A 24,245-nucleotide genomic window follows, 5' to 3' on the forward strand; every position below is an offset into this window, starting at 1 on the left:
CAAGACACACCGGGGCCGGCACACCGGAGCCGGACACCAACCAGGGACGTGAGGTCGCCAAGGTGACTGCCCAGGAGCCGGCGCCCGCGCTGGTGACCCGGCCCGACGGCACCCGCGAGAAGCCAGGCTTCCTCGAGGAGCTCTTCGCGCCGGTGGCCGGGTTCGGCGTCTCCTTCGGGACCATGTTCCGCAAGGTCTACACCGAGGAGTACCCCGAGAAGCCGCGCCCGACAGCAGCCCGATTCCACGGACGTCACCAGCTCAACCGTCACCCTGACGGGCTGGAGAAGTGCGTCGGCTGCGAACTGTGCGCCTGGGCCTGTCCCGCGGACGCCATCTACGTCGAGGGCGCGGACAACACCGAGGAGGCCCGGTTCTCCCCGGGGGAGCGCTACGGCCGCGTCTACCAGATCAACTACCTGCGCTGCATCTTCTGTGGGCTGTGCATCGAGGCGTGCCCCACCCGTGCCCTGACGATGACCAACGAGTACGAGCTCGCCGACAAGGAGCGGGCACCGTTGATCTACGAGAAGCACCAGCTGCTGGCGCCGCTGAGGGAGGGGCAGCTGCCCCCGCCGTTCCCGATGGCCGACGGTGCCTCCGAGCAGGACTACTACCGCGGCACCGTGACAGCCCCGACGCTGGCACAGCGTGACTACGTCTTCGCCCGGGACAAGGCCGCCCAGCGCGCGGCCGAGGCCGAGCACAGCGACGCGGTGCCCGCCGGCGACCAGCACGGCAACGACCACGAGGAGGTGTCCCGGTGAGCGGAGGTGAGGCCCTGCTCTTCTGGGTGCTGGGCCCCGCCTGCGTCCTGGGTGCCCTCGGGCTCCTGTTTGCACGCAAGGCGGTGCACGCCGCCATGGCTATGGCCCTGGTCATGGTCGGTCTCGGCATCTTCTACATCGCCCAGTACGCCGAGTTCGTCGGCATCATCCAGATCTTCGTCTACTCCGGCGCGGTGATGATGCTCTTCCTGTTCGTCATCATGACGGTGGGCGTCGGCTCGACCACCTCCAGTGTCGAGACCATCGGTGGCCAGCGCGTCTGGGGCTGGATCCTCGCCCTGCTCTTCATGGGCGTGGCGGTCTTCGGCCTGGGCAAGGTCACCTTCCCCGAGCCGGTCGGCCTCGGCGCGGCCCAGAGCGAGGGCACCGTCACCGCCCTGGCCCGAGAGATCTTCAGCCGCCAGGTGTTCAGCTTCGAGGTGCTCGGCTCGCTCCTGGTGATCGCCGTGATGGGAGCCATGGTGCTGGCGCACCGCGAGCGCCTCACGCCGAAGCGCACCCAGCGTGAGCTCGCCGTCGACCGCATCCGCTCCAACACCTTCGTGGCCGGCAAGCCGGCTCCTGGCGTGTATGCCCGGCACAACGCGTCGGACACCCCGGCGTTGCTGCCCGACGGCACACCGGCCGAGATCTCGGTGCCACGCGTCCTCGTGGCGCGCGGTCAGGCCCAGCCGGTGCCCTACCGGGGCGTCGACCCCGCCGGGGACCAGACCGAGACCGAGACCGCCGACCTCCCGGCGCCGACCACCACAGACCGGGGGGAGCAGGCATGAACCTGTCCGCCTACATCTATCTGGCCACGCTGCTGTTCGCGCTCGGGGCGCTGGTCGTCCTGCTGCGTCGCAACACGATCATCGTGTTCATGGGGGTGGAGCTCATGCTCAACGCCTGCAACCTGGCGCTGATCACCTTCGCGCGCATGCACGGCACGCTGGACGGACAGGTCTACGCCCTGTTCGTCATGGTCGTCGCAGCCGCCGAGGTCGTCGTCGGACTGGCCATCATCATGTCCATCTATCGGGCGCGTCGCTCGGCCTCGGTCGACGACGCCAACCTGTTGAAGCTGTAAGGAGCGAGCTGCGTGTCTGTTCTCGAGACATCGGTCGGCGTCGCGCTCGCTGACCCCAGTGCGGTCACCGCCGTCGAGGCCACCGGGACCTCTGCCCTGGCCTGGCTGGTGATTGCCCTGCCGCTGCTGGGCGCTGCCCTGTTGCTGGTGGGCGGGCGTGTCACCGACACCTTCGGACCCCTGCTGGCGACGGCGCTCTCCTGGGGCAGCTTCGTGCTGGGCGCCCTGATCGTCGTCCAGCTCTACGGCCGGGCCGCCGAGGATCGCAGCATGTCCGTGCAGCTGTGGGACTGGGTCAGTGCCGGCGAGCTGTCGGTGCACGCCGGGCTGCTCGTCGACCCGCTGTCGATGGCCTTCGTCCTGCTGATCACCTTCGTCGGCTCGCTGATCCACGTCTACTCGCTGGGCTACATGGCCAACGACCCGGACAAGCGACGGTTCTTCGCCTACCTGAACCTGTTCGTCGCGGCGATGCTGATCCTGGTCCTGGCCGACTCCTACCTGGTGCTCTTCGTTGGCTGGGAGGGTGTCGGCCTGGCCTCCTACCTGCTCATCGGGTTCTGGAACCACAACCCGGCCTACGCCAGCGCGGCCAACAAGGCCTTCGTGGTCAACCGCATCGGTGACTTCGCGCTCATCATCGCCATGGCCTACATGCTCGCCACCTTCGGTGCGCTCGACTTCGCGACAGTCCACGGCAGCGCGGGCTCCGCGACGCAGACCACGCTGACCATCATCGGGCTGTTGCTCCTGGCCGGCGCGTGTGGCAAGTCCGCACAGTTCCCCCTCCAGAGCTGGCTCGGTGACGCCATGGCCGGCCCGACACCGGTGTCCGCGCTGATCCACGCCGCCACCATGGTCACCGCGGGTGTCTACCTGGTGGCCCGGAGCCAGGCCATCTACGACCTCACTCCCGATGCCCGGCTCGCCGTGGCGGTCGTCGGGGCGATCACCCTGCTCTACGGCGCGATCGTGGGTTGTGCCAAGGACGACATCAAGAAGGCCCTGGCGGCCTCGACCATGAGCCAGATCGGCTACATGATGCTCGCTGTCGGTCTCGGACCGATCGGCTACATCTACGCGATCTTCCACCTGATCACGCACGGCTTCTTCAAGGCGGGCATGTTCCTGGGGGCCGGTTCGGTCATGCACGCCATGAACGACCGTGTCGACATGCGCCGGTTCGGTGCGCTGAGCCGGGAGGTGAAGATCACCTGGATCACCTTCGGTGCCGGGTGGCTGGCCATCATCGGGTTCCCGTTCACGGCGGGCTGGTTCTCCAAGGACCACATCATCGAGTCCGCGTTCTCCGCGCCGGGGTGGCAGGGCTGGGTCTTCGGCCTGGTCGCACTCCTGGGCGCTGGGATCACCGCCTTCTACATGTCGCGGCTGTTCTTCATGACCTTCCACGGCAAGGCCCGCTGGGAGGACGACATCCACCCGCACGAGTCCCCGCTCACGATGACCATCCCGATGATGGTCCTGGCGGTCGGCTCACTGGTGCTCGGTGCCGTCCTCTACCCCACGGGCCTGCTCTCCGGCTGGCTGGAGCCCGTCTTCGGCCACGCAGAGGGGCATGAGTCGCTCCTCCCGCTGATCGCGATCCAGGTCAGCGTCTTCGTTCTCATGGTTCTCGGCGTCGGACTGGCCTGGCTCCGCTATGGCCGGGACGAGGTGCCGCAGGTCGCTCCGGAGGCTTCCTTCGCGACGCGCGCGGCCCGCCAGGACCTGTTCCAGGATGAGTTCAACGAGCAGTTCCTGCGGCGCCCGGGTGCGGCCCTCGTGGTCGGCCTGGAGACCGCGGACAAGGACGTCGTTGACAACGCCATGGTCGGCGGCACCAGCCGCGGCCTGGCCAGCCTGGCCAACGTCGTGCGACAGGCCCAGAACGGCTTCGTCCGCTCCTATGCCCTGACGATGCTCGCCGGCATCGTCGCCATCCTCGGTGCTGTGTGGGTGATTCAGTGATGTCCGACATGCCCTGGTTGACGATCCTGCTGGCGCTGCCGGCGCTCGGCGCCCTCGCGCTCGTCCTGATGCCGCGTGGCTTCGCCCGGTCCCGAGAGCTCGCCCTCGGTGTCTCCCTGGTCACCCTCGTGCTGGCGCTTTTTGTCGCCGTGGAGTTCATCGTCGGCAACGGCCACATCCAGCTGCAGGAGACCTACTCCTGGATCCCGCAGTTCGGCGTGAGCTTCGCCCTGGGTGTCGACGGCATCGCGCTGTCGATGATCCTGCTGAGCGTGATCCTGGTGCCGATCTGCCTGGTCGCTGCCTGGGACGACGTCCCGGCCGACGGAACCCGGCGGCAGCAGGGATATGTGGCCTGGATCCTGCTGCTCGAGGCGATGATGATCGGTGTCTTCGCGGCCACCGATATCTTCCTCTTCTACGTCTTCTTCGAGGCCATGCTGGTCCCGGTCTACTTCCTGATCGGTCAGTACGGCGGCCCGGAGCGGGCACGCGCAGCGACCACCTTCCTGCTCTACTCCCTGCTGGGTGGCCTGATCATGCTGGTGGCCGTCATCGGCCTCTACGTGGCGGGTCCGGGTGGGGGCGACGGCTTCCTCCTGGAGAACCTGACCGGCCTGGAGATCGGCGGGGTGACCGAGAAGCTGCTGTTCCTCGGCTTCTTCATCGCCTTCGCCATCAAGGCGCCGATGTTCCCGGTGCACACCTGGCTCCCGCAGGCCGCCACCGAGGCCAGGCCGTCCACGGCGGTCCTGCTGGTCGGCGTGCTGGACAAGGTCGGCACCTTCGGGATGCTGCGCTACTGCCTGCAGCTGTTCCCGGAGGCCAGCCAGTGGGCCACCCCGATGGTGCTGGTGCTCGCGGTGATCTCGATCATCTACGGCGCCCTCCTGGCCATCGGCCAGAAGGACATGATGCGCCTGATCGCGTTCACCTCGATCAGCCACTTCGGGTTCATCGTGCTGGGCATCTTCGCGATGACCACGATCAGCCAGACCGGGTCCACGCTCTACATGGTCAACCACGGGTTCACGACCGCTGCCCTGTTCCTCATCGCCGGCATGCTCATCGCCCGCCGCGGTTCGCGGAATATCGCCGACTACGGCGGCTGGCAGCGGGTGACGCCGCTCATCGCGGGCACCCTGCTCGTGTCCGGGCTGTCCGGCCTGGCGCTGCCCGGCCTGAACGCCTTCGTCTCGGAGTTCATGGTCATTATCGGGACCTTCCAGCGGTACCCGGCGGCGGCCGTTCTCGGCGCCACCGGCGTGATCCTGGCAGCCCTCTACATCCTGCTCTGGTATCAGAAGATCGCCACCGGACCCGCACCCGAGAACCTGTCGAGCACCACCCGCGACATGACGGTCCGCGAGAAGTTCGTCGTCGCTCCACTGGTCGCGGCCTTCCTGGTCCTCGGCTTCTACCCCAAGCCCGTCATCGAGATGTTGGAGCCCGCGGTGACCACCACCCTGCAGCACGTCGGCGTCACGGACCCGGCGTCCGCCACCTCTGCCGATGGGAGTGAGGGCTGATGTTCACCGCTCCCGAGATCGACTACCTGGCGCTCCTGCCGCTCATCGTCGTCTTCGCCGGTGGCCTGATCGGCTGTCTGCTCGAGGGCTTCCTGAAGCGTTCGGTGCGGGTCAGCGCCCAGCTCTGGCTCACCATCGGCACGCTCGTCATCGCTCTGGTCACCCTGGTCTGGGTGGCCCGCGACAACCAGGGAATCACCGCGGCCGGTGCCGTCACGATCGACGGCCCGACGCTGATGCTCCAGGGGCTGCTGCTGGTCCTGTCCATCCTGGGCGTGCTCGTCATGAGCGAGCGCCTGGGTGGGACCACCCCCGACGCCTTCACCCAGTCGGGCGTCTCGGTGCCCGGCTCGGCCGAGGAGGCCGACGCGGTGCGTCTGGGCGGCACGACCACAGAGATCTACCCGCTGGCGCTGCTGGCGGTCGGCGGCATGATGCTCTTCCCGGCCGCGAACGACCTCCTGCTGATGTTCATCGCGCTGGAGGTCCTCTCCCTACCGCTGTACATCCTCTCCGGTCTGGCCCGGCGCCGCCGCCTCCTCTCCCAGGAGGCCGCCCTGAAGTACTTCCTGCTCGGCGCCTTCTCCTCGGCATTCTTCCTGTTCGGTGCGGTCCTGCTCTACGGCTTCGCCGGCTCGATGCGCCTGGACGTCATCGCCGAGGCCATCGGCACCGAGACCGGTCTGGACGGGCTGCTGATCCCCGGCATCCTGCTGGTGGCCACCGGTCTGCTGTTCAAGATCGGCGCGGTGCCGTTCCACTCCTGGACCCCCGACGTCTACCAGGGTGCTCCCACCCCGGTGACCGGCTTCATGGCGGCGTGCACCAAGGTCGCGGCCTTCGGTGCGATGCTGCGCGTGTTCTATGTCGGTGTCGAGGCGGCCCGTCTGGACTGGCAACCGATCCTGGCCGCCGTCGCCGCCATCACGATGGTCATCGGCGCCGTGGTGTCCATCGTGCAGACCGACATCAAGCGCATCCTGGCCTACTCCTCGATCGCGCACGCCGGGTTCATCCTCACCGGCCTGTTGGCCCTGGAGCAGGTCGGCGCCTCGAGCACGATGTTCTACCTGGCGGCCTACGGCTTCATGACCGTCCCGGCCTTCGCGCTGGTGGCGCTGGTGCGCTCGGCCGGCAGTGAGGCCACGCACGTCAACCAGTGGGCCGGCCTGAGCCGGCGCGCCCCCTGGATGGCGGCGGCCTTCTCCTTCCTGCTCCTGGCCTTCGCAGGGATCCCGCTGACCTCCGGTTTCACCGGCAAGTTCGCGGTCTTCGCGGCGGCCATCGCCAACGACTACGCGTGGCTCGCGGTGATCGGTGTCCTGGCGAGCGCGGTCACGGCCTACATCTACTTCAAGTTGATCGTGCTCCTCTACTTCGGTGAGTCCCGCACCGACACCGTCGTGGTGACGCCGTCCGCGCTGACGACCTTCGCGGTCGTCTGCGGGGTCCTGGTGACCCTCGGTCTGGGGGTCGCCCCGGCGCCCGTGCTGGACCTGGCCGCCAACGCCGCACAGTTCCTGCGGTGACCGGACAGGCCGGGTCAGCCCAGCTGGTCCCCGGGGTCGATCCTGACCTCAACGACCGGCTGCTGGAGGGCCTCGAGGCCGTCCAGCGACGGTTGCTCGAGGTCGTTGACCACGACGATGAGTTCATTGCCGGTGCCGCCCGCTACCTGAGCGACGCCGGGGGCAAGCGGTTCCGGCCGATGCTGACGCTGCTCGCGGCCGAGGTCGGCCCACACTCCGCGGAGCCGTCCGCGAGGGCAGCCGTGGTCGACGCGGCGGTCGGCGTGGAGCTGACCCACCTGGCCTCGCTCTACCACGACGACGTCATGGACGAGGCGGAGCTACGCCGCGGCGTCCCCAGCGCCAACGTGGCCTACGACAACTCCACCTCGATCCTGGTGGGCGACCTGCTCTTCGGCACCGCCTCCAAGATCATCTCTGGCCTCGGCGCAGAGGCGGTCGGCATCCAGGCCGACACCTTCGTCCGGCTCTGCGCCGGACAGATCCGGGACGATCGTCCGGTGCCGGACCACACCGACCCGGTCGAGCACTATCTCGGTGTGCTCGCGGACAAGACCGGAGCCCTCATCGCCACCGCGGCCCGCTACGGTGCCATGTTCGCGGGCAGCGACGAGGCGACGGTGCGGCTGCTCACCGACTACGGCGAGCGCGTGGGGATGGTCTTCCAGCTCGCCGATGACCTGCTGGACATCGCCTCCGAGGCCACGGACTCCGGCAAGACACCCGGCACCGACCTCCGCGAGGGCAAGGCCACCCTGCCGGTGCTCATCGCCCGTGCCTCGGACGACCCCGCCGACGACCGGCTCAAGCAGCTCGTCGCGGGACCCGTCCAGGACGAGACCGAGCTGGCGGAGGCGCTGACACTGTTGCGCGCGCACCCTGCCATGGATGCCGCCCGTTCTCACACGCTGCGGGTGGCCGACGAGGCGCGGGCAACGCTCGAGCCGCTCGGGGACGGCCCGGCCGTCCAGGCCCTGCGACTGCTGGTCGACGGCGTCGCCCTCCGCTCCTCCTGACCCGCCCGGGAGCCGCACGATGACCCGCGGGCAGCTCGCCGGCTCCCAGTGGCCGCAGGAGGGGCACACCCTCATCGAGTGGACTCCCCGGGCGCACCTCGTGCCGGAACCGAACTGGCTGTCCCCGGCCGAGGCGGCCCGGGCCGCGCGCCTCGTGCCACCCCTGGGTGAGCAGTGGGCCGCCGCCCGGTGCTGGGTGCGGGCACGTCTCGCACTGCGCCTAGGGTGCGCGCCGGCCGCCGTCCCGCTGCGGACCGATGGCCGGGGCCGACTCTCGGTCGCCGGCGTGGCTCGGCCCCGCGACCTCAACGTGTCCCACACCGGCCACGTCCTGGTGCTGGCACTCTCCGGCAGCCGCGTGGGCGTCGACGTCGAGGAACCGCCGCCAGCGGGGGAGGACCTGCTCGCCCTGGCCGAGGTGGTCGGGACCCGGCGCGAGGTGGACCAGCTCAGGGAGCTGCCGATGACTGAGCGCGCAGCCGCCTTCCAGCGCTGGTGGGTGCGCAAGGAGGCGGTCCTCAAGGCCGACGGCGCCGGCTTCCTGACCGACCCCCGCCAGGTCCACGTCGGGATCGTGCACAGCCAACCGCCGGAGGTGTGGGCCGTGCTGGACCACGGGGCCCTCCGGCACCCGGACGAGGACCGGACCACTCCGCATACGCTGCTTGCCACTGCCCACGACCGCAGGGCCGGGACGCCCACCACCTCCGTCCGCATGGTGTCCCACCCTTCCGGGCTGCGTTAACATCGGTGACCGGCCGGACTGGCCACGCGGCCACCGGGGGTGGCCGAGCACGAACACCATGGTGGGGAGCCACTGCATGTCAACGATGACAACGCCGAGCCGACCGGTCACGGGCGCTTCAGGGAGCACCCTGGCCTCGATGGTCCGAGACAGTGCCCTGCGGCGTCCCGGCCGACCGGCGGTGCGGCACCAGGGGACACAGATCAGCTATGCCGAGCTGTGGGCGGACTCCTCGCGGTGGCTGGACGCACTCCAGCGCAGCGGGGTGGCACCCGGTGACCTGGTCGGCGTGTGTCTGGAGCGGACCCCGATGCTGATCGCGGCGCTCATCGGCATCCACCGGGCCGGCGCCGCCTACGTGCCGCTGGACCCCGGCTACCCGACCGAGCGCATCGAGTTCATCCTCCGGGACTGCGGTGCCGCCCTCGTCCTCGCACAGGCGGGCACCGCCGACGTGCTGGGCGGTCGCGACCGAGTCCTCGCCGAGGAGCTGCCCAGCCGTGCCGCCAGCGACCCGGCCCAGACCGATGGGACCCCGGACGATCCGGCCGAGGGTGCCGGCTCACCGGACGACGTCGCCTACGTCATCTACACATCGGGGTCCACGGGAACGCCCAAGGGGGTGCTGATTGAGCACCGCCAGGTGATCGAGCTGGTGCGGTGGGGACTGGACACCTACTCCGAGGAGGAGCTGGCGGGCGTCCTGGCGAGCACCTCGGTGTGCTTCGACCTGTCCGTCTTCGAGATCTTCGTGACCCTGGCCGCTGGAGGCACCCTGGTGCTGGCGGACAACGCCCTGGAGCTGCCGACCCTGGCCGACCGGGACCACGTGCGGCTGATCAACACGGTGCCGTCCGCAATGACGGTGCTCACCGCTCACGGTGCCCTGCCGGCGTCGGTGCGGACCGTCAACCTCGCGGGAGAGCCCCTCACCCGTGCCCTGAGCGACGCCGTCTACGCCAACTCGCACGTGCACCGGCTGCTGAACCTCTACGGGCCGAGCGAGGACACCACCTACAGCACCGCCAGCACGGTCCCGCGTGACTCCGCCGAGGAGCCCTCGATCGGTGTCCCGCTCCCCGGCACCCGTGCCTACCTGCTCGACGAGGAGGGCAGCGCTGTCCCAGACGGTGCCGTGGGCGAGCTCTACCTGGCCGGTGCCGGCGTGGCCCGGGGCTACCTGCACCGGCCGGACCTGACGGCGGAGCGCTTCCTGGCGGACCCCTTCGTGGCCGGCGACCGGATGTATCGCACGGGCGACCTGTGCCTCCTCGGTCCGGACGGCCAGCTGCACTATCGCGGCCGCACCGACCACCAGGTCAAGATCCGCGGGTTCCGGGTCGAGCTGGGCGAGATCGAGGCGACCCTGGTGCAGCACCCCGCCGTGAGCTCGGCGGTGGTCGTGGTCCAGCCGGACGACCGGTCCGGGCCAGCGCTGGTCGCCCACGTGCAGGGGGCGTATGCCGAGGGGCTGGCTGCTGAGCTCACCTCCCTGGTTCGGGGTCGGCTGCCGCACTACATGGTGCCCTCGGCCGTCGTGGTGCTGGAGCGCCTGCCGCTGACCCCCAACGGCAAGACCGACCGCGCCGCGCTGTCCCGGGTGGACCTCGCCGCGCAGGCGCCCCTGATGGCCGGCGAGGCCGCCGAGACCGACGACGAGCGCCTGGTCGCGGGCACCTGGAGCACGGTCCTCGGACTGAGCACGGAGGTGCCCGTGGACTGTTCGTTCGCGGACCTGGGAGGCAACTCCCTGCAGGCGGCGTCGGTGCTGCACCGGCTCGCCCAGCGCACGGGGCGGCGGGTGCCGCTGACCGACTTCCCGGTCGCAGCCACCGTCCGTGACCTGGCGGCGACCCTGTCCACCACGGCGAGGCAGCCTGCGGCGGAGCTGGTGTCGGGTGACCGGGGGACCGGCCGCACCTATCCGGCCGCACCCGCCCAGACCCAGCTCCAGTTGCTTGAGGAGCTGGCGGCGGGTCGGTCCGCGGTGAGCGTCATGCCGGTGCGGCTCACCATCGACCAGGAGCTCGACCTCGACGTCCTGCACCGGGCCCTTGACCTGCTGCCCCGGCGCCACGAGGTGCTGCGGACCAGCCTGACCGCGGGGCCGGAAGGTGTCGTGGCAGCCATCGCCGAGCCCTTCGAGGTGCCCCTGGTCGTCGTCGGCTCGGCTGCTGAGCTGGAGGCGCAGGCACGGCTGCCCCTGCCCCTGGACAGCGGGCACCTGCTGGCCGCTGCTGTGCTGCCGCCCGCCGAGGGACGGACCGACCTGCTCCTGCGGGTGCACCATGCCGCCTGCGACGGCTGGTCGATCCGCCTGCTCCTGCGGGATCTCGCGGAGGTCTACGGCGCGCTCGCCGCCGGCCGGGAGCCCACCATGGTGCAGAGCCCATCCTTCCCGGACTGTGCACAGTGGCTCGAGGAGGCCCGGGAGGCGGAGCGGGAGCGACTGCGTGCGTTCTGGGCCGACCGGCTGGTCGGAGCAGACCCCTCGGCCACCCTGCCGCCGACCGCACCGCACCGTGCCCTGCGCACCCCCGGGCGGCCCGGTGACGTCCTGCACCACGCGGTCGATCCGGAGCTGCTGGCTCGGGTCCGTGCGTTCGCGGCGACTCAGCAGGTCACGACCTACGCGGTGCTGACCGCGATCACCGCCATCCGGGTGCACCGTGAGTCCGACGCGACCGACATCTGCTTCCACGTGCCCGTGAGCACCCGGCGGCATCCCGCGTTCGAGGACGTCGTCGGACCGTTCCTGGAGACCGCGGTCTCCCGGATCGACCTCGCCGGCGACCCGAGCTTCGCTGAGCTCACGGAGCGCGTGGCGCAGAGCGCACGCCGGGACCTCGATCACTCCTGGGCGAGGTCGGAGGACATGATGGCCCCGCTGGCGATCACCCGGGACGGCTCGGGCCACCCCATCGGGCAGCTCCTCATCGCGGTGCAGAACTACGGCAGCGCCCACCACGTCGTCGACGACCTCACCTGGAGCTACCACAGCGAGCCCACCAACGGCGGGGCCAAGACCGACATCGGCTTCTTCTGGGAGCTGGATGCCCCGGGCGGTCCGGTCCTGAACATCGAGTACGACACTGACCTGCACTCCGCCGAGGGCATCGCGGGCTATCGCGCCCAGCTGCTGCGGCTCCTGGACGGTGCGCTCGGTGCGCCGGATGCACCGATCAGCCACCTCGCCTGGGCCGGGCCGCAGGACCTGGCGGTGGTCTCCGAGCACAACCGCTCGGAGCCTCTCGTCGCAGCCTCGACCACCCCGGAGTCGGTCGCGGTCACCGTGGCACGGACGCCTTCGGCCACGGCCGTGCTCTGTCCGCGCCGCGGAGCACTGAGCTATGCCGAGCTCGACGCTGCCGCTCGTGGGCTGGCCACCCGTCTCACGGCGCTCACCGGTGGCCCAGGCTCCGAGCCGGTCGCGGTGGCCTGCCGTCGGGGGGCCGACACGATCATCGCGATGCTCGCCGCCTGGCACGCCGGTCGTCCCTACCTCCCCCTCGACACCGGGCACCCGGTCGCCCGGCTCCGCGCCGTGCTGCAGGACAGTGGCGCCGTCGCCATCGTCGCGGATGCGTCGGCACCGTCGGGGCTGGCAGATCTCGCTCCGGTCCTCGACGCCGACGGCCCGCTGGCCGCACCTGTGGGCCCACCCACGGAGCAGCTGGCTGCTCCTGTGGCCACCGACCCGGCCTATCTCATCTACACCTCCGGCTCCACCGGCCGGCCCAAGGGGGTGCGGATCAGCCACGGCGCGCTGGCCAACTTCCTGCAGGCCATGGGCGAGGTGGTGCCGCTGACAGCACAGGACACCATCACCCAGGTCACCACCCCGTCCTTCGACATCTCGGGTCTGGAGGTGTGGCTCCCGCTCGTCTCCGGCGCCCGAGTGGCCGTGATCGAGGAGCACGCCGCCCGCGACGGCTTCGCCCTCGCCGACGCCATCGCAGCAACCGGGGCGACCGTCGTCCAGATGACGCCCTCCGGCTGGTCCCTGCTCCTGGACGCCGACCGCGCCGATCTCCGGGGCGTCCGCGCCCTGGTCGGGGCCGAGTCCGTTCCCCCGCAGCTGGCGGCCCGGCTCGTGGAGCAGTGCGCCGAGACGTGGAACGTCTACGGCCCCACCGAGGCCACGATCTGGTCCTGCGCCCACCGGGTGCGCCCGGAGGACACCCGGGGCAGCACCGTGCCGGTCGGTCGACCGCTGGGCAACACGCGGGCCTGGGTGCTCGACCCTGCGGGACACCCGACGGCGGTCGGGTCCATCGGGGTCATCCACCTCTCGGGCACCTCACTGGCGGACGGCTATCACCAGCGGGATGAGCTGACCGCCGCCGCCTTCACCACCGGCGAGCACCTGCCCGGCAGGCCGCGGCTCTATCGCACCGGTGATCTGGGGAGGCTGCGGCTCGACGGGCTGCTGGAGTGCCTCGGCCGCCTCGACCACCAGGTCAAGGTCCGCGGGGTGCGCATCGAGCTCGACGAGGTGGACGTCGCACTGGCGTCGGCGCCAGGAGTGCGCCGGGCGTCATCGCGGGTGCTCCCGCAGGGACCCGCGGCAGGTCAGCTGGTGGGCTACCTCGTGTCGGACGGTCCGGAGCTGAGCCAGCAGGCGGTGCGAGACCACGTGGTCACCGTCCTGCCCGCCGCCATGGTGCCCACGCTCTGGCAGGTGCTGACCGAACTGCCACTGAACACCAGCGGCAAGGTCGACCGCGCGGCACTGCCGGAGCCGGCCCTCGAACCGTCCCCCGCCGGGAGCGAGGAGCTAACCGAGCTCGAGGAGTTCCTGGCCGACCTGTGGCTGAGCCACCTGCCGGTGCAGCGGGTCCCGGCGACCACCAGCTTCTTCGACCTCGGCGGCCACTCGCTGACAGCCACCCGCGTGGTGGCCAGTGTGCGCGAGGAACTCGGGCTGCCGCTCACGGTCGCGAGCCTGTTCCACGCCCCGACCCTGCGAGGCTTCGCCGACGCCGTGGAGCAGGCGCTGGTCGAGGACGAGGCAGCGACGGAGGGGAGCCGGTGACCTCGACCGCACGCGACGACACCGCACGCGACGACACCGCACGCGAGGACACCGCACGCGAGGACACCGCACGCGAGGACACGGCACGCAAGGATCTGGTCAGCGAACGGCTGCGCCGCGCCCGCCAACGCCGGCAGGCGCAGGCCGACGCCGGGAGCGGGAACCCGGCCCACCGCTCGGCCGGTCGTCTGGAGCACCGTGGGGACCTGCCTGCCGCGCTGTCCTCTGCCCAGCGGCGCCTGTGGTTCCTCGCGCAGCTGGAGCCCGACTCGGCCGCCTACCTGATCCCTGCCTGCCTGGACCTGCGCGGCCCGCTGGACCCGGACGCGCTGCACCGGGCCTGGGACCGGGTCGTCGCGCGCCACGACGTGCTCCGCACCCGCTGCGTGGTCCGGGACGGCGAGCCGGTCCCCGTCGTCGACGCCGACCCGACCGGGACGTGGCAGTTGCGCGACCTGGACCCGGCCACCGACCCCGCGGCGCTGCGGCACCTCACGGAGGCCGAGGTGCGCCGCCCGATCGACCTGGCGACGCAGCAGCCCTGGCGCGTCACGCTGCTCCGCACCGGTCCGCAGGAGCACCGGCTGCTGATCGTGCTGCACCACATCGCTGCCGACGGGTGGTCGGTCTCGGTCCTGCTGCGGGACCTGGCACGGGCCTATCGCGGCGAGGACCTCACCGGCAGTGGGCTGCAGTACCTCGACTTCACCCACCACCGCACCGGGCCGGACGGTGCCGAGGGCGGCCAGCTGACCCACTGGACCGAGCGCCTGGCCGGTGCGCCACGCCTGCTGGAGCTGCCCACCGACCGGCCGAGGCCGGCCACGGCCGACCCCGCCGGGGACACGGTCCACCACGCCCTGGGGAGTCCGGCCTCCCGCGCGGTCCGCCAGCTGACCGCGGCCACCGGCACCACGGCATACATGGCCTTCCGGGCCGCACTGCACGTGGTCCTGGCCCGGTGGGCCCGGACCGACGACATCGTCATCGGCACGCCCGTGGCGGGGCGCTCGCGGGCCGAGCTCGAGGACCTGGTCGGATGCTTCGTCAACACCGTGGCGCTCCGCACCCGGGCGAGCGGCACCGACACCGTCGACGAGCTGCTGGACCGCACCCGCACCACCACCATCGACGGGCTCGGGCACCAGGCCATCGGCTTCGAGGAGGTCGTCGAGGCCCTCGGGGTGGAGCGCGACGTCTCGACGACCCCGCTCTACCAGGTGTCGTTGACCGTGCACACCGAGCCCGGTGCAGAGTTGACGATCCCGGGCGTCCGGGCCACCTGGATCGACGTCCTGGCCCCGGTCGCCAAGTGCGATCTCGCGCTGCACGTGCAGGGCGGGCTGATCGAGGGCGCGGACCAGCCTTCGGGTGACATCACGATCTCGGTGACCTATCGCACCGCGTTGTTCGACCGGCAGACAGTGAGCCGGCTGGTCGGGCACCTGGAGCAGGCCCTGTGCTCCATGGCCGAGGACACCACGCAGCCGCTGAGTGCGGTGGGTCTGCTGACGGCGGCCGAGCTCAGCGACCTGCCGGCGCACATCGGGGACGGGATCGCGGCCCCCGCCCCCCTCGGGCAGGGGTCGGTCGGCGACGTGATCCGGTCGGTGGCCAGGGAGCACCCGACGCGGATCGCCGTGACGTCCCGGGGCGAGGACCTGACCTACGCCGACCTGGTGGCCCGCGCCGAGGGGGTCGCCGGACAGTTGCGCGCGCTGGGGGTCACGCGGGGTGATCGGGTCGGGCTGCTGCTGGAACGGTCCTGTGACGTGGTCGTCGGGATGCTGGCCGCCTTCCGCGTGGGAGCCGCCTACGTCCCCCTCGACCCGATGTATCCGGACGGCCGTCTGGCAGCCCTGCTCGAGGCAGCCTCGCCCGCTGCGGTGCTGACGCGCGCCGACCTGGAGGCCCGGCTTCCCGAGGTCGTCCGGGAGCGCGCCGTTGACCTGGGGGAGGTGCCCGCGACCCCGCCCACGGACGCTCCCGACGCTGCCCGTGGCGACGACGTGGCCTATCTGCTGTTCACCTCCGGCACCACCGGCGCACCCAAGGGCGTCCAGGTCGAGCACCGTCACCTGCAGAGCTATCTCGCGGGGCTGCGCGAGGTCGTCGGTGTCCGCGACGGCTGGTCCTGGGCGATGATGACCACCCCGTCCGCCGACCTCGGCCTGACCAACCTGTTCGGTGCCCTCACCAGCGGGGGCCGGGTGCACCTGCTGACCTATGAGCAGGTCACCGATCCTGCCGCTGTCGCGGCCTACTTCCGCAACCACCGCATCGACGCGATGAAACTGGTGCCCAGTCACCTCCAGGCGCTCTGGGACGAGAGCGACCCGGCGGCGGTGCTGCCCGGTGCGGCCCTGATCCTGGCGGGGGAGCCCTGCCCCTGGGAGCTGGTCGACCGGGTGCGCGCGGCGGCACCGGACCTGGCGGTGCACAACCACTACGGACCCTCCGAGACCACCGTCTCGGTCATGGCCCTGCACCTGTCCGGCGCCGACCGGGTCGGCCACGGCGGCGTCGTCCCCCTCGGTCGGCCCTTTCCCGGGACCCGTGCCCACGTGCTGGACCATGCCGGAGCACCCGTGCCGGTCGGGGTCCCGGGAGAGCTGGTCATCGCCGGTGACACCGTGTCCCGCGGCTACCTCGGTATGCCGGAGGAGACGGACCGTCGTTTCCTCGCCGAGGCTTCGCTGCCCGGAGCCCGTCCGGACAGTGGCGCGCGGGCCTACCGCACAGGTGACCTGGTGCGGCGCCTGCCCAGCGGGGTGGTCGAGTTCCTGGGCCGGTCCGATGACCAGGTCAAGATCCGGGGCTACCGCGTCGAGCCGGGCGGGGTGGCCCAGGCCGTGCGGCAGTGTGCCGGGGTGGCCGACTGCTTCGTGCTGGTTCGTGAGGAACGGCCCGGCCACCGCACGCTGACGGCCTATGTCGTCCCGGAGGCGACCAGTGGCGTCGAGCTGGACCTAGCGGCCTTGCGCGAGCAGCTGCGGGCCACCCTGCCCGACTATCAGGTGCCCTCGGACCTGGTCCCGCTGCCCGCCCTGCCGCTGACGGCGAACGGCAAGGTCGACCGGTCGGCACTGCCCGCACCCGACACCTCCCGGCGCCGTGCCGGCCCGGCGGCAGCACTCTCGGGGCCGACCGAGCACCGGGTCGCCGCGGCGTGGCGTGAGGTGCTGGAGCTCGACGAGATCGGTGCCGAGGACAACTTCTTCGACATCGGTGGCGACTCCTTCAGCGCGGTGCGTGCCGTCCGGGCCCTCGGCCAGGACGTCTCGGTGGTCGACCTGTTCACGCACCCCACCGTGCGGTCCCTGGCCGCCCGGATCGATGCGCGTGCCGAGGGGAGCTCCACCCAGGGCGGCCTCCTGGTCAGACTAGACACCGGGGGCCCGGCGGACGTGCACGTGGTGTGCGTTCCCTACGGTGGCGGCAGCCCGGTGACCTTTGCCCCGCTGGCCCAGGAGATGCCGGCCGACGTCGCGGTCCACGGGGTCGACCTCCCGGGACACGACACGTCGCGACGGGAGGAGTCACCGCGCCCGCTGGTCGAGGTGGCCGCTGACCTGGTCCCCGAGATCCAGGCCCTCGGTGGTGACATGGTGCTCTACGGTCACTGCCTCGGCGGGGCGCTCGCGGTCGAGACGGCCCTGCAGTTGGAGGCCGCCGGGAGCCCGGTGCTCGGGGTGGTGGAGGCCGGGACCTTCCCCGCCGCCCGGATCCCGGGCCGGGTCGCTCGCGTCCTCGACCGGTTCCTGCCGACCGACCGTCTCCTGTCCGACCGCGCCTATCACGACATGCTCCGCTCACTCGGCGGCTTCACCGATGTCGTGGACCCGGCCGACCGCTCCTTCCTGATCCGGGCCCTGCGCCACGACGCCCGTGAGGCCGAGAGCTACTACACCGAGCGCTACAGCGAGGTCGAGGCGGGCCGCCCGGTCCAACAGCTGCGTGCCCCGCTGCTGTGTGTGGTCGGTGACCGCGACCGGGCCACCGAGCTCTATCAGGAGCGGTTCGCCGAGTGGACGGACTTCTCTGCGGACGTCGACCTCGCAGTCATCAACCGGGCGGGTCACTACTTCCTCAAGCACCAGGCGGAGGAGCTGGCCGGCGTGCTGCACGGCAGGATCGGTCGGTGGCGGCGCGGGGAGCGCCCCCGCAGCGAACCGGTCACCGCCCACGCCGGCGAGGCCACGACGCGCACCTTCCTGCTGGTCGCCCTCACCCAGCTGCTGTCGATGATCGGCACCGGCCTCACGAGTTTTGCGCTCGGGGTGTGGGTGCTGCAGGAGACCGGCTCGGTCAGCCGGTTCGCGCTGATCTCGGTGCTGGCCGTGGCCCCGGCCATCGTGCTCTCACCCGTGGCCGGAGCCGTCGCCGACCGCTTCGATCGACGGCGGGTGATGATCGTGGCCGACTCGGCGGCAGGTGCGGCCACCGCCGCGCTGGTGGCCCTCCTCGCCACCGGGCGCCTCGAGCTGTGGTTCATCTATCTGTTCGCCGGTGTGGGGTCGGTGGCCAACGCCTTCCAGCGCCCCGCCTACCTGGCTGCCGTGACGCAGCTGGTGCCCAAACGCTATCTGGGGCAGGCCAACGGCCTGGTCACTCTCGGGGCCTCGGCCGGTGACCTGGTGGCGGCGCTGCTCGGCGGCATCCTGATCGGCTTCTTCGGCCTGGCCGTCGTGGTGGCCATCGACGCCAGCACCTTCGTGGTGGCCTTCGTGGTGTTGCTGTGCGTCCGGTTCCCGGACCGACTCTGGGTCCGACGCGAGGAGAGCTTCCGGGCCGAGATCGTCGGCGGGTGGCGCTACATCACCCGACGTCGACCCCTCGTGGTGATGGTCGTCTTCTTCGTCGTCTTCAACTTCCTGTTCGCCGTGCCGGTCGTGCTGGCCACTCCCCTGGTGCTGACGGGCAGCTCACCGCAGGTGCTGGGCACAGTCCTGGCCTGCGGTGGGATCGGCGCCCTGCTGGGCACCCTGCTGATGGCGGCCTGGGGCGGCACCCGGCGCCGGGCGCTGGGGATGATCGGCGGCACGATCACGCTGGGCGTGGCGGTCGTGCTGCTCGGCGCGACCACCCACCCGGTGGTGCAGGGGGCGGCGATGCTGCTGACCTACGGCTCCCTGCTGGTGCTCAACGCCCACTGGCTCGCCCTGCTTCAGACCAAGGTCGGTCTGGAACTGCAGGGCAGGGTGCTGGCGATCAACCAGATGATGGCGATGTCGGCGATGCCGTTCGGCTTCCTCGTGGTCGGGCCGCTCTCCGGCTGGGTCGGACGTCAGGCCGACAACGGCCCTCTCGGAGCGATGGAGGGCCTGCTGCAGCTGGGGCCGGTGGCGGGCGTCGGTCTGACGCTGGTCGTCACGGGTGCCCTGATCGCCTGCTGGGGTGTCCTGGGCCTGTGCCTGCCCGCACTGCGGAGCATGGAGGACGCCCTGCCCGACGCGATCCCCGACGCCGAGATCGCCGAGGACCGGGACGAGCTGCAGGCTCAGGCCGACGAGGCGCTCCGAGCCCACCTGAGCGCCACCCGGGTCTGAGCTGCCGCAGGAATCACGACCCCGATGTGACTGGAGTGACCGAACGGCCCCGTCCCACCGAGTGCGGGACGGGGCCGTGTGGCGTGAGGGCTCAGGTGCGCGGTCGACCGCGCGAGGGGTGCGGCCGGAAGGCATGGAAGACACCCGGCCGGGGCTGTCCGTCGCCCAGGTAGGGGTAGGTGCTGACCGGGTTGCCGGGGCTGGCCCCGGACACCTCGCCCGGGTGCTGGGCCGCGGCGAGCACCGTGTTGTCGTCCAGGTCGATATAGGGCCCGCAGCACTCGGCGCCGACCGGGACGGAGAGGAACTGTTGCAGGTGTCCGGCCTCCTGTCCGTCGACGGGGTAGAGGTAGAGCCCGTCGCAGTTGCCGAGCGTGCCCGGCTGCCCGTCGGTCGAGATCCACAGGTTGCCCTGGGGGTCGAAGGCCACGTTGTCGGGGCAGCTGATCGGGGAGACGTCCTCACGGTCATACCCCAGGAAGTAGGCCGAGGGGTCGGAGGGGTCACCGGCCAGCAGGACGATGCGCCACTGGAAGGCCCGACCGGTGTGGTCGCCCCCGACCTCTGACATCTCGATGACGTGACCGTGCTTGTTGCCCAGCCGCGGGTTGGCCTCATCCACCTCGACCCGTTGGCTGTTGTTGGTCAACGCCGCGTAGATCCGACCGTTCGTCAGGTTCGGCTCGACGTCCTCGGGGCGGTCCATCTTGGTGGGGCCGACCAGGTCAGCCGCCTGGCGGGTCCAGATCAGGACCTCCGCGACGCTCCAGCCGGGGACGTGTGAGGCGCCGTCCACGACCAGCGGTAGCCAGCTGCCGGTGCCGTCCCACTCGCCGTCCTCCATGCCGTCGCCGACGAACTTGGCCACGTAGAGGTCGCCCTCGGACAACAGCTGCTTGTTGTGCTCCCGGTGCCCGTTGCCCCGGCGGTACTTCTCCTTGGACACGAACTTGTAGATGTAGTCGTGCCGCTCGTCATCGCCCATGTAGGCCACGACGTGACCGTTGTCGGCGACGATGACGTTGGCGCCCTCATGCTTGAACCGGCCCAGGGCGGAGTGCTTCACCGGGGTGGAGGTCGGGTCCGACGGGTCGACCTCCACGACCCAGCCGAACCGGTTCACCTCGTGGGGCTCGGTCGCCACCTGGAAGCGGGACTCGACCCGCTCCCAGCCGCGCCCGCCACTGGTCAGTCCGTAGCGGGCCAGCCTCTGGTCCGGGTCGGGTGCGCCGGTCGTGTTGAAGTACTGGTTGAAGTTCTCCTCGCCGGACAGGACCGTCCCCCACGGGGTCACGCCCCCCGCGCAGTTGTTGAGGGTGCCCAGGACAGCCGTGCCGGTCGGGTCCTGCGAGGTGCGGAGCGCCTCGTGGCCGGCCGCCGGGCCGTCCACGGCGAACTCGGTCCAGGTGTGGATCCGACGGTTGCTGGCGCCGCCACGGACGTACTCCCAGGCAGCGTGCTTGTTCTGCCGGCGCACGTCGACGATCGTCATGCCGTGGGCCGCCATCACGATGCGCAGCTGCTCGTCGGTGAGGTCGGCGGATCCGGACACCTCGAACATCAGCTCGTCGTTGGTGTATTCGTTGTTGAACACCAGGACGGCCTTGTTGCCGCCCTTCCCGTTGCGGATCAGGGTCACATAGTCGGCGTTGTAGCCCGCCTGCTTCAGCTGCGCCTGCGCGGTCTGGTTCCAGAAGTCGAACTCGGGGGCGCCGGCCTCCACCGGGTCACCCCAGGAGATGATCGGCTTCCACACGAAGCCCTCGGGCACCCTGACGTCATCCACAGTGCGTGGCGTCGGGGCGATCCCGCGGAACAGCGCGCTGCCCGTCGAGGGCGGAGCGGCGGCCGCGGGTGCGGTGCCGCCGAGGCCGGCCAGGCCCATGACGGCAGCGCCGAGCCCGCCCACCTTCAGGGCGTTGCGACGGGACACGCGAGCGTTCACGACCTCACGGAAGGTCGGGTTGGCCGAGGTGTTGGGGATCTCGTGGAAGCACGCGTCTCCACAGCGGTAGCGGCAGGTCATCCGGTCTCTGCCCCCGTTGTGCACAGGGGTCAGTGACAGCAGCGGGAGGGGGCGAGGAGCGGCGGGAGCGGTCACGATCGTCCTTCGGTCGGGGGTTGTCGGGGGCGGGCACGGTTCTTCCGCAGCACGCTAGGAGCCTCCGGTGACCGGATCGGCCCGGAAGACCGAACAGCGGGGGACAAGTGGGTGTCGTCCCGGCGACGAACAGGTCAGGGATCGGTCTGCGGCGAACCACGGTTAGCCTGACCCGGTGACTTCTTCGCGTGCTCGCCGATTGTGGGCCGGTGTCTGCGCCATGGTGCCCTTCGCAGCCCTACTCCTGGCCGCGAGCCTCTGGCCGGCTCCCGGCCGAGTGCCCACCCACTGGAGCGCGGACCTGCCCGACGGCTTCAGCACCGGGTCCGGTGTGTTCGCCGTCGCTCTGTCGGTCGCCGGATTCTGTGCGATCGCAGCGGCGTTCGTCGCGGTGCTGGCTGCCTTCATCCCGGCACTGTGGAGCCGGTGGATCGTCGCGTTGCTCACCGGTGTCGGAGCCACGGCCGCCGCGACCTACGGGGCATCCTCCTGGGGCACCCAGGTGTCCGGGTCCCCGGAGAAGGTCCACGTGGTCTGGGCGCTGGCTCCCTTCGTGGTCGGGGTCCTCTGGGCGGGCCTGGCCTACCTCCTGCACCGGCCCGAGCCGGTGGACCGGCAGGCCGTGCTCGACGCCGTGCCGGAGCGGTCTAGGGTGGTGCCCGTCGCCGATGGTGCGGTCGCGCCCTGGGGCACACAGCTCCGCTCCGGCGTCCTGGCCGGGACGGCGATCTTCGTCGCTGTCGTGCTGACGTTCACCACCGTGGTCTCCTGGATCAGCTCGGCCATGATGGGGGTGGGCATCGCCCTCGTGTCGGTCGCGCTGTTCCTCTTCGTTCTTGCCTGGTCCAGGGTCGAGGTGCGCGTCGACGCCGGCGGGCTCGCCATCCGGTCGGCAGTGCTGCCGATCGGCCTGCTGCGCGTCGCGCCCGAGGACGTGCTGGGTGTCGAGACGGCCGACCTGGACCCGATGAAGTGGGGCGGCATCGGGCTGCGTTGGCTTCCGGACCGCTCGGCCTACATCGTCCGCGGCGGACCGGGCCTGGTGGTGCACCGCGCATCCGGCCGGCGCTTGGGCATCGAGATCACCGAGGGCCAGGAGGTCGCCGACGCCGGTGCGCGGGCCCTGTTGCGTTCTGCCGGACGCACCATCCAGCAGAGCGGCAGACGCTAGCGGCCGAAGGCTGCTGGTGAACTCTGCCGGGGGCGCGCTGGTGGCCGAAGGCTGCTGGTAGCACCGCTCGCCCGTGCACACCGTTCCTCGTGGGTGGATCACCGTGGCCTCATGACACTGCAACAGGCGGACGCGACGCGTAGAAGTGCTGGGCGCCAGTGGGCTCTGCAGGTGGTGCGGCGCGGTCTGTGGGCTCTGCAGGTGGCGTCATATAACGCGGCACGTGCAGAGCGGAACGTTGGCGCTGCGGCACGCGCAGAGGCGAACGTTGGGACTAGCAGCGACATCCGCGGCGACAGTGGCCTGGGCTGCCGACCGCCCGACTGGACAAGTCAGCCCGGCGGGGTGGGCGCTTGCTCGACGCGCTCGACCGAGACCAGGCAGTCGTACTCGACCCGGAAGATGCACCAGGTCGGTGTGGGCTCCGTGGGCGCCGCAAACGGCACGTTGTCGGCCGTCCAGCGCGCCAGCTCCTCGACCACGACGACGCCGGGCTCGGACTCGGTGAGCTCGTGCTGGGGCTCCAACCGGATGCCAGAGCGGGTCAGCCACCCGCGCATCAGGTCGTGCCCGTGGCCCGTGCCCCGTGGGCCCCCGACCGCCACCTCCGGGTGGCAGCACGAGACGGCCGCCTCGATGTCCCCTGCATTGACCGCCTCGTGCCAGGCCGTCACAGTCTCAACGGGTGTGCGCATGGCTCCACTCTGACCCGTGCCAGCCGACCACACAACCGGTGCTGGTCCGCCCGGCCGGCTGTCGGCATACGGCAGGTGTGCCCGCGGCCGGCTCAGACTGCCGCGCCCTCGGCCGCCCGAGCCAGGCGGCGGGACCGACCGCTGGAGACGACCGAGTCCACCGACAGGATGATCAGGGCCACCCAGACCAGGCCGAAACCGACCCACCGCGAGGCCGGCATCACCTCGCCCAACACGAGCACGCCACCGAGCAACTGCAGCACTGGCGCGGTGAACTGCAGGAGCCCGATGGTGACCAGGGGGACCCGGTGCGCGGCCGCGGCGAAGAGCAGCAGCGGGACCGCTGTGACAACGCCGGTCAGCACCAGCAAGGTGGTGTGGCCCCCGCCCTGGCCGGTGAAGGTCTGCTGCCCGGTGACGGCCAGCCAGATGACCAGGCCGATGGCCAGCGGAGCCATGACCACCGTCTCACCGGTCAGCGACTGGACGGCTGACAGCGAGGAGCCGAGGCGCTTCTTGAGCAGGCCGTAGGTCGCGAAGCTGAACGCCAGGGTCAGTGAGATCCAGGGCAGGGTGCCGTAATTGACGGTGAGGTAGACGCCGGCCACCAGACCGGTGCCGACCGCGACCCACTGCGCCGGCCGCAGCCGCTCCTGCAGCAGCAGCACCCCCATGGCGACGGTCACCAGCGGGTTCAGGAAGTAGCCCAGGGCCGCTTCGGTCACGTGACCGGACATGACGGCCACCGTGTAGACGGTCCAGTTCGTCGCGATCAGCGCCCCGGCGGCCGTCATGGTGAACAGCAGCCGGCGGTCCCGGAACATGTCCAGGGTCCAGCGCAGCTGCCCGGCCAGCCCCAGCAGTCCCGCACAGATGAGCAGCGACCAGAGCACCCGGTGACCCAGCACCTCCCACGGGGTCGCCGGCACCAGCGCCGCGAAGTACAACGGGAGGGCACCCCAGAGCAGATAGGCCAGGAAGCCGTATGCCGTGCCGCGCCGGAGCTCGCCGGTCTCCGCCGCGGTGGGTCGGCTCACCCCCGCTGCGGTG

Annotated in this window: 14 protein-coding genes; 11 read left to right on the top strand and 3 right to left on the bottom strand. The window is 71.0% G+C overall.

What is annotated here, in order from left to right; all coding sequences use genetic code 11:
- The first annotated feature begins 89 nt into the window (after positions 1-89).
- The 10 genes from nuoI (at position 90) to DPQ65_RS09240 (ending at position 19,228) form a co-directional block, all read left to right on the top strand.
- On the top strand, positions 90-767 hold the full coding sequence (gene nuoI / locus DPQ65_RS09195) for an NADH-quinone oxidoreductase subunit NuoI (protein ID WP_238146764.1): 678 nt from the start codon (positions 90-92) through the stop codon (positions 765-767).
- A complete protein-coding gene (locus DPQ65_RS09200) occupies positions 764-1,561 on the top strand; it encodes an NADH-quinone oxidoreductase subunit J (RefSeq protein ID WP_114907061.1) in 798 nt (265 codons plus the stop codon). Before nuoI ends, DPQ65_RS09200 begins: the two co-directional genes overlap by 4 nt.
- Positions 1,558-1,857, top strand: a complete 300-nt coding sequence (gene nuoK, locus DPQ65_RS09205; protein WP_114907062.1) for an NADH-quinone oxidoreductase subunit NuoK — start codon at positions 1,558-1,560, stop codon at positions 1,855-1,857. The genes DPQ65_RS09200 and nuoK overlap by 4 nt, the downstream gene beginning before the upstream one ends.
- Before the next feature lie 12 nt (positions 1,858-1,869).
- Positions 1,870-3,825, top strand: coding sequence for an NADH-quinone oxidoreductase subunit L (nuoL, locus tag DPQ65_RS09210; protein ID WP_114907063.1), 1,956 nt, complete (start codon positions 1,870-1,872; stop codon positions 3,823-3,825).
- Positions 3,825-5,354: an NADH-quinone oxidoreductase subunit M gene (locus tag DPQ65_RS09215; protein WP_114907064.1), complete on the top strand. Its 1,530-nt coding sequence runs from the start codon at positions 3,825-3,827 to the stop codon at positions 5,352-5,354. Before nuoL ends, DPQ65_RS09215 begins: the two co-directional genes overlap by 1 nt.
- A complete protein-coding gene (gene nuoN / locus DPQ65_RS09220) occupies positions 5,354-6,883 on the top strand; it encodes an NADH-quinone oxidoreductase subunit NuoN (protein ID WP_114907065.1) in 1,530 nt (509 codons plus the stop codon). The genes DPQ65_RS09215 and nuoN overlap by 1 nt, the downstream gene beginning before the upstream one ends.
- Positions 6,880-7,899: a polyprenyl synthetase family protein gene (locus tag DPQ65_RS09225; RefSeq protein WP_114907066.1), complete on the top strand. Its 1,020-nt coding sequence runs from the start codon at positions 6,880-6,882 to the stop codon at positions 7,897-7,899. Before nuoN ends, DPQ65_RS09225 begins: the two co-directional genes overlap by 4 nt.
- Positions 7,900-7,918: 19 nt before the next feature.
- On the top strand, positions 7,919-8,644 hold the full coding sequence (locus DPQ65_RS09230) for a 4'-phosphopantetheinyl transferase family protein (RefSeq protein WP_114907067.1): 726 nt from the start codon (positions 7,919-7,921) through the stop codon (positions 8,642-8,644).
- 76 nt (positions 8,645-8,720) lie between these two features.
- Positions 8,721-13,679 (top strand): non-ribosomal peptide synthetase, encoded by a 4,959-nt coding sequence (locus DPQ65_RS09235; protein ID WP_162802138.1) that lies wholly within the window; start codon positions 8,721-8,723, stop codon positions 13,677-13,679.
- Positions 13,676-19,228: a non-ribosomal peptide synthetase/MFS transporter gene (locus DPQ65_RS09240; RefSeq protein WP_114907069.1), complete on the top strand. Its 5,553-nt coding sequence runs from the start codon at positions 13,676-13,678 to the stop codon at positions 19,226-19,228. Before DPQ65_RS09235 ends, DPQ65_RS09240 begins: the two co-directional genes overlap by 4 nt.
- A 91-nt stretch (positions 19,229-19,319) precedes the next feature.
- Here DPQ65_RS09240 and DPQ65_RS09245 read toward each other — a convergent pair whose 3' ends face one another.
- The gene (locus DPQ65_RS09245; protein WP_238146759.1) at positions 19,320-21,329 is read right to left on the bottom strand and encodes a PhoX family protein; all 2,010 of its coding nucleotides are present in this window, start codon (positions 21,327-21,329) and stop codon (positions 19,320-19,322) included.
- A gap of 175 nt (positions 21,330-21,504) precedes the next feature.
- Here DPQ65_RS09245 and DPQ65_RS09250 point away from each other — a divergent pair, with 175 nt between their 5' ends.
- Complete coding sequence (locus DPQ65_RS09250; RefSeq protein WP_162802139.1) at positions 21,505-22,500, top strand: hypothetical protein; 996 nt, start codon at positions 21,505-21,507, stop codon at positions 22,498-22,500.
- A 332-nt stretch (positions 22,501-22,832) separates the two neighbouring features.
- On the opposite strand, the gene DPQ65_RS09255 is transcribed toward DPQ65_RS09250, so the two are convergent.
- Together DPQ65_RS09255 and rarD are read right to left on the bottom strand one after the other, a co-directional pair.
- On the bottom strand, positions 22,833-23,195 hold the full coding sequence (locus tag DPQ65_RS09255; protein ID WP_114907071.1) for a nuclear transport factor 2 family protein: 363 nt from the start codon (positions 23,193-23,195) through the stop codon (positions 22,833-22,835).
- 92 nt (positions 23,196-23,287) lie between these two features.
- Positions 23,288-24,232, bottom strand: coding sequence for an EamA family transporter RarD (rarD, locus tag DPQ65_RS09260; protein WP_114907094.1), 945 nt, complete (start codon positions 24,230-24,232; stop codon positions 23,288-23,290).
- Positions 24,233-24,245: the final 13 nt, after the last annotated feature.

The organism is Ornithinimicrobium murale (assembly GCF_003352835.1).
GTDB classification, from domain to species: Bacteria; Actinomycetota; Actinomycetes; order Actinomycetales; family Dermatophilaceae; genus Ornithinicoccus; species Ornithinicoccus muralis.

Coding starts and splice junctions, on each gene's coding strand:
- DPQ65_RS09255 (WP_114907071.1), bottom strand. CDS start 23,195: ATGCGCACACCCGTTGAGACTGTGACGGCCTGGCACGAGGCGGTCAAT.
- nuoK (WP_114907062.1), top strand. CDS start 1,558: ATGAACCTGTCCGCCTACATCTATCTGGCCACGCTGCTGTTCGCGCTC.
- DPQ65_RS09235 (WP_162802138.1), top strand. CDS start 8,721: ATGTCAACGATGACAACGCCGAGCCGACCGGTCACGGGCGCTTCAGGG.
- nuoN (WP_114907065.1), top strand. CDS start 5,354: ATGTTCACCGCTCCCGAGATCGACTACCTGGCGCTCCTGCCGCTCATC.
- DPQ65_RS09215 (WP_114907064.1), top strand. CDS start 3,825: ATGTCCGACATGCCCTGGTTGACGATCCTGCTGGCGCTGCCGGCGCTC.
- DPQ65_RS09230 (WP_114907067.1), top strand. CDS start 7,919: ATGACCCGCGGGCAGCTCGCCGGCTCCCAGTGGCCGCAGGAGGGGCAC.